A 6000-nucleotide genomic window follows, 5' to 3' on the forward strand; every position below is an offset into this window, starting at 1 on the left:
AGCCCATCGACGGCTTGCCTACTGGGTCTGCCACGCGCCGGCGCGGCCATCGCAACTTCGCGACGGCCGCACCGGAACTACCCAGCGGCGGTGAGCTCAGATCGTGCGATGGGCTCAGATCACGCTGCGGGAGGCAGCACGGCGGCGCAGTGCGTATGCACTGAGCCCGGCTCCGCCCAGAAGCAGAGCGCCACCGCCCATCAGCCCGGAGTCGGACTTGGTCAGACCGCCACCGCCCGCGTGGACACCACCGTGCGGGTGACGGTGATCTCCTTCCTCGTGGTCACGGTCCTGGTCCCGGCCGTGCTCGCGGCCGTGCTCGCGACCGTGGTCCCGGCCGTGCTCGCGGCCACCCTCGCGACCACCTTCATGGTCCCGGCCACCCTCGCGACCGTGATCCTCACCGTGCTCGCGGCCACCCTCGCGACCACCTTCATGGTCCCGGCCACCCTCGCGACCGTGATCCTCACCGTGCTCGCGCCCACCCTCACGGCCGTTGTCCCCGTGATCGTCGCTGTTGCCGCCGGTCAGCCCGGACAGGGCGAGGAAGCCACCACCGGCGTGAACACCACCGTGGCGGAAGTCCTCGTCACGGTCGTGGCCCCGACCGTGCTCGCGGCCACCCTCGCGACCACCTTCATGGTCCCGGCCACCCTCGCGACCGTGATCCTCACCGTGCTCGCGGCCACCCTCGCGACCGTGATCCTCACCGTGCTCACGCCCACCCTCACGACCACCCTCGTGACCGCGGCCACCCTCACGGCCGTTGTCCCCGTGATCGTCTCCCTTGTGCTCATCGCTGTTGCCGCCCGTCAGAGCGGACAGGGCGAGGAAGCCGCCACCGGCGTGAACACCGCCATGGTGGAAGTCTCCGCACTTGCGGTGCTGATGACCGTGCTCGTGCTCCCGGCCGCCCTCCCGGCCGTGCTCCTTGCCCTCGTGGTCGCCGCCCGTCGGAGCGGAGCGGCCGAGGAAGCCACCACCGGCGTGAACACCGCCATGGCGGGAGCCCTCGTCACGGCCACGGCCGCAGTCACGGTCACGGTCGCCATCGCGGCGGTCGTTCTTCTCGGGTGCAGCGTTGGCCTTCGCGTCGGGCTTGGGAGTGTCGTCGGCAAACGCGCAGGTAGGGGCAGTAAGGACGAGCGAGGCGGCAAGCGCCGCTCCGGTCACCATAAGGCGCGTGGAACGCATTGGTGCCTCTTCCTTCCGCACCACCACGAGGGCAGACGGAGTGTCAGCTCGATGTCTCGTCGTGGCGCTTCACTCACCGTCAGTCATCTACTGAGAATTCGCCACCGGACATTCCTCCATTAGTGGTATGAAATGTTCACATTCTGGCGCGCTCAGGGCCTTTCGTTCACCCGTTTCCGCCAACGCCGGCCGGGGGCCGGAAGTCGCCCCAGGGCTCCGGCCTGCGGAAACGTCCGGAACGCCGGTCAAAACGATCACCGCCGAAGGCAAGCTCGCATACTCACTCCAACTCTCACCCTGGTGGACCAAGCGTGCTGTAGCCACCGAACCGTCAAGCTCGCCGCACGACTCCTCAAATCCCCAGGCGATCGCCCGGATTGTCACAGCTGAAGTCCCGCCAGAGCTGACCGATCATCGGTTCGCGACTCGTCAGTTCCGGCCCCCCGAAGTGCGGGATCCTGCTTGATCGACTACGTCCGCGAGCCCCTGTGGGTACGCCCCTACCGCCTCTCGCCGCGACCGGAACCCAGGCACCGTGGCCGGTGCGCACCGGGCCTCCTTCAGCCGAGACGCGGCACCCGCGGCGCAACCCAGGACGGCCCTGGGCGCCTCCGGGCGGGCAGGCCGCTGGGGGCCGGCCCGAGGCCAGTCGCCCGGAGGCCAGGCGCCGACTGCTCCGCGAGCACGCCCACCCGGAGCGAGCAAGAGCAGCCCCGCCGCCCGCCCGGACCCGGCCATGGGGCCTCCGGCCCGCCAACTGGCACAGGCCCGGAGAACCCGGAGCGCGCCGGGGCGAGCGGCGGCGGCAGGCACCGGCGGCCTCGCAGCCGGCCGGCCGCGCCGCTCTTCGACCGCCGGGTGAGGGCGACAGGGGCGAGGAGCACACCGCTGAAAGCCTCCCGACTGCCGAGCCGCAACGGCCTCCGGCGGGTCGGGCGAGGTGAGCGCCCCGCCCAAGACGCCACGATCGATGGCAAGGCCGCCCGGGAGTGTCGGGCGTGTCGCGCGGCGAGATGACGGTCACTCGACCCGGTGTGTCATCCCACGAGTCGGCGGCCCCGACGCCCTTTCCTGACGGTGTTTCCTGAGAAGTCGACGACTGGCGACACGCCGTCTGGCAGGCGTGTCGGTCGAGACTTCGGCCCGCGTGTCGGGCACCGGACCTGGTACGGCGTGTCTCGGTCGGCGCGGCACGTCTTCCAACCTTGCGGCAGCCCGGGCCCCACGGAGGAGAAGGGTGGTGTCTCGCACAGGGGACGCGGACCGTGCTCGACGGCAGGACGGGTTGTCAAACGGACTGCCGTCGGCTCGCCCGCGCCAGAGGATCTCGCGTACCACATGCCGGGCTGGTCAGGCGACCGCACGTGGCGCGCGCCCGACCGAGCACGACGATGATCGCGGAGTACTCCAGCGCGGCTCACGGCTTCTCCGGGGCCACCTCAGCACGGAGCGGGAAGCCGAAGGCGCGCCTCGCCTTCAGCAGTCCGTGAGCGCTTCACCCGGTCGGCTGCACAGCGGTGGCGGTCCGCCTGCAATCACGGGCAGACCGGCCTCGGCAAACCATCCTGGCCGCCACTGCCACTCTGCGTAGTCCTCCCGCAAGAACTCCGGAGCCACCGGCTTCAGCCGGATACATGGGGCGGCAGTCTCCGGCCTCCGTGGTCAGCCTCCGGTGTACGGCGAGTTGGCGTTCCGCCCGGCGTACTCCCCACGGAGAAGCCAGCAATGGTGCTCCAGGCGCTCAACCCTGCAGCATCGCCGAGTAGTTGAGCGTTCCTCAGGTATACATGCTCCTGGAGGGCTCCTGCGGGGAACTTCCGAACCTGCCATGAGTGGCCGCCAGGGCCGTTGCAAAGTCCGGTGATCTTGTGAGTGTGCTGGTCAGGCGATGCCAAGGAGGTCGAGCGGGCGGCCGAAGGGCTCGTAGGAGGCGTGCCGGAGGCCGGCGGCGATGTTGCAGTGCCCATGCTGCCGCAGCGTGTTGATCGCCAGGTTGCGGAGGGTCGCCACCACCCGGAAGGTCATCGCCGAACTCGCGCCGACCGGGCACGCGTCGGATCCACCCGAGCCGGCCGCCGCCTACCAAGCCATCGTGAACGCCTTCAACCAGCACCCCGACCAGACATTCCGACTCCGCGACCTGCACGAACTCCTCGGCCTGCCCACCGACGACCCGGCCCTGAACGTCACCCGCAGCCGCCTGGGACGCCTCGCCCGCCAAGGCTTCCTCATACAGCCCGGACGAGGCCGCTACCAGAAACGGACTTAACGTCCTCTGAGAACTGTGCACTGGTGAAGGTGCTGCGGCCCCTACCCGTGCACTTGTGAAGGTGCGTCAAAGACGTGGCCGTGGATAGCCTGCTGGAGTCGAAGTGACCCGTGAGGTTAGGGCGCGTTAGCGGGATTCGTCATCATGGGTCCGCTGCGACCGTCAGCCCGTATCCGCAGACATCGAGATGGCGTGGTTGCGAGGAAACGTTGCGCGGAATGTCTCGCCATGAATCCCCGAATCCACGACGTCCAGAATGCGATATTCAGAGAGAGAACGATGAGAGCAAGAATCGCCAAAACTGTGATAGTCGCACTGCTGGCCGCCGGTTCCGCTGCCGTGGTCAGCGTCGCCGCCGCCTCTGCCTCGGAGGACACCGGCACCGCCATCTCGGCGTCGATCGCTTCAGGGCAGCGGGGGAACCCTGCTCCCGCCCTGACTGAGTTGCCCCGTTCCGCTCTCGCTCCGGAGCCAGGCAGGACAACGCCACGACCTCCGACGCCGGATCCGAGCAGGACAACGACACCACCTCCGACGCCGGATCCGAGCAGGACAACAACACGACCTCCGACGCCGGGCAAGCCGCCGAAGGGCTACAACGGAACAGCGAGGTGGTTCTCCCCCGGTGGTATCGCGGGGGCGTGCGGCCAGATGATCAGAGACAGCGATTTCGTTGTTGCGCTCGACCCCACCATGTTTGGAGGGGGAAACCCGCCTCACAACTGCGGAAGGGAGATCATAGTCACGTACAAAGGAAAATCCATAATCGCCACAGTCCTTGACGCGTCCCCAGATGCAGAAAGGTATGGCATCGATCTGACGCGCTCCGCATTCAAGGCACTCGCGCCCCTCGACCAGGAGACCATCAACGTCACTTGGCGTTTCGCGAAGTAGTCGGCTTACCCGTCATATTCCTTTAAAACCGTGTTCCGCCTGGCCGAAGCCGAAGCAGAAGCCCAGCAGAGCCGCTGATCAAAGCACACGAGCGGCACTGCACATACTTGCAAGCACTGACCCCAGGGCCGCTTCAAAGTCCCGGTGAGCACGTGAGTCCGCAGGTCATGGCGATGCAGGGGTCCGGGCCTGGCCCGTCACGAACGCAACGAAGCTCCGGTTGAACGGGGTGACCTTCCCAAGTCGCCCTGAACCGCCGGAGCTTCGATGTGCCGCCAGTCTGCCACCGTCTGCCTGATCAAGTCGCCCGCTCTGGACGGCGTGGCGGGATTGTCGCTGGTGGAGCGGTTGCGGCTGCTGCCGGATCCGCGTCGGCGCCGAGGGGTGCGACACCCGTTCGTGGCGGTGCTGCTGGTCGCCACCGCGGCGGTGGTCGCCGGCGCGCGCTCGTACGCAGCCATCGGCCAGTGGGCCGCGAACGCTCCGCAGCACACCCTGGCCCGCCTTGGCGCCAGGGGCACAGGAGCACTGGGCGTGCGCGTCGCACCGAGCGCCGCCACGATCCGGCGAGTCATCGGTCTGGTCTGCCCGGGCGGCCTGGCCGACCTGACTGGCGCCGATCCGGTCGGCTCGGACTCGATCGCCGTGGACGGCAAGGCCGCCCGCGGCTCGCGACACGGCACCTCGCCCGCCGCCCACCTGCTGGCCGCGATGACCGGCGACAGTCGGACCGTCACCCAACTGCGGGTGCCCGACAAGACCAACGAGATCACCTGCTTCGCCGCACCTGGCGCCTTACGACCTGACCGGGGTCACGGTCACGGCCGATGCCCTTCACACCCAGCGCGCCCATGTGCGCTTCCTGGTCGAGGAGAAGAAGGCCCACTACGTGCTGGTTCAAGGCCAAAGCCCGAACTGCACCGCAGGCTGCGGACGTTGCCGTGGAAGGAGGTCACCGCGCGCCGCTACGACCGCGAGACCGGCCACGGCCGCAAGGAGACCCGCGTGACCAGAGCCCTCACCGTCACCGACCTCGGCCTGGACTTCCCCCACGCCGTCCAGGCCACGCGCATCCTGCGCCACCGCACCAACCTCAAGACCGGCACCATCAGCCGCCAGACCATCTATGCGATCACCGACCTGACCTCGCATCAAGCCTCGCCCCAGCGCCTCGGCCAACTCGCCAGATCGCAATGGATCATCGAGAACCGGCTGCACTTCGTCCGCGACACCACCTTCGCCGAGGAAGCCTCGAAGATCCGTACTGGGTATGGACCCGAGAACATGGCGACCCTCCGCAACCCGGCGATCAACACGCTGCAACAGCATGGGCACCGCAACATCGCCGCCGGCCTCCGGCAGCCTCCTACGAGCCCTTCGGCCGCCCGCTCGACCTCCTCGGCATCGCCTGACCAGCACACTCACAAGATCACCGGACTTTGCAACGGCCCTGGAGTGGCCGCAGGTCCTCGTGCCTTCCTCGGCTCTGGAAGCCCGGAAATGCGGAAAGCCCCTCCCGGTATCCCCGGGAGGGGCTTTCACTAAAAATTGTTCGGCGGCGTCCTACTCTCCCACAGGGTCCCCCCTGCAGTACCATCGGCGCTGTGAGGCTTAGCTTCCGGGTTCGGAATGTAACCGGGCGT

General features: G+C 68.2%; 5 protein-coding genes and 1 rRNA gene. 4 read left to right on the forward strand and 2 right to left on the reverse strand.

Going from position 1 to position 6000, the window contains the following annotated elements; translation table 11 throughout:
• The first annotated feature begins 240 nt into the window (after window positions 1-240).
• Window positions 241-1317: a hypothetical protein gene (locus tag ABD369_RS08880; RefSeq protein WP_344635701.1), complete on the forward strand. Its 1077-nt coding sequence runs from the start codon at window positions 241-243 to the stop codon at window positions 1315-1317.
• Window positions 1318-3075: 1758 nt separating this feature from the next.
• On the opposite strand, the gene ABD369_RS08885 is transcribed toward ABD369_RS08880, so the two are convergent.
• Window positions 3076-3219 (reverse strand): hypothetical protein, encoded by a 144-nt coding sequence (locus tag ABD369_RS08885; RefSeq protein WP_344635702.1) that lies wholly within the window; start codon window positions 3217-3219, stop codon window positions 3076-3078.
• A 67-nt stretch (window positions 3220-3286) separates the two neighbouring features.
• On the opposite strand from ABD369_RS08885, the gene ABD369_RS08890 reads away from it, so the two are divergent.
• The 3 genes from ABD369_RS08890 (at window position 3287) to ABD369_RS08900 (ending at window position 5902) form a co-directional block, all read left to right on the forward strand.
• Complete coding sequence (locus ABD369_RS08890) at window positions 3287-3463, forward strand: hypothetical protein (RefSeq protein ID WP_344635703.1); 177 nt, start codon at window positions 3287-3289, stop codon at window positions 3461-3463.
• A 228-nt stretch (window positions 3464-3691) separates the two neighbouring features.
• Window positions 3692-4357: an RlpA-like double-psi beta-barrel domain-containing protein gene (locus ABD369_RS08895; RefSeq protein WP_344635704.1), complete on the forward strand. Its 666-nt coding sequence runs from the start codon at window positions 3692-3694 to the stop codon at window positions 4355-4357.
• Between the two features lie 267 nt (window positions 4358-4624).
• On the forward strand, window positions 4625-5902 hold the full coding sequence (locus ABD369_RS08900; RefSeq protein WP_344635705.1) for a transposase family protein: 1278 nt from the start codon (window positions 4625-4627) through the stop codon (window positions 5900-5902).
• Between the two features lie 5 nt (window positions 5903-5907).
• Here ABD369_RS08900 and rrf read toward each other — a convergent pair.
• Window positions 5908-6000 (reverse strand): 5S ribosomal RNA (gene rrf / locus ABD369_RS08905); the annotation flags it as partial.

Source organism: Kitasatospora cystarginea, from assembly GCF_039533515.1.
Lineage (GTDB): Bacteria > Actinomycetota > Actinomycetes > Streptomycetales > Streptomycetaceae > Kitasatospora > Kitasatospora cystarginea.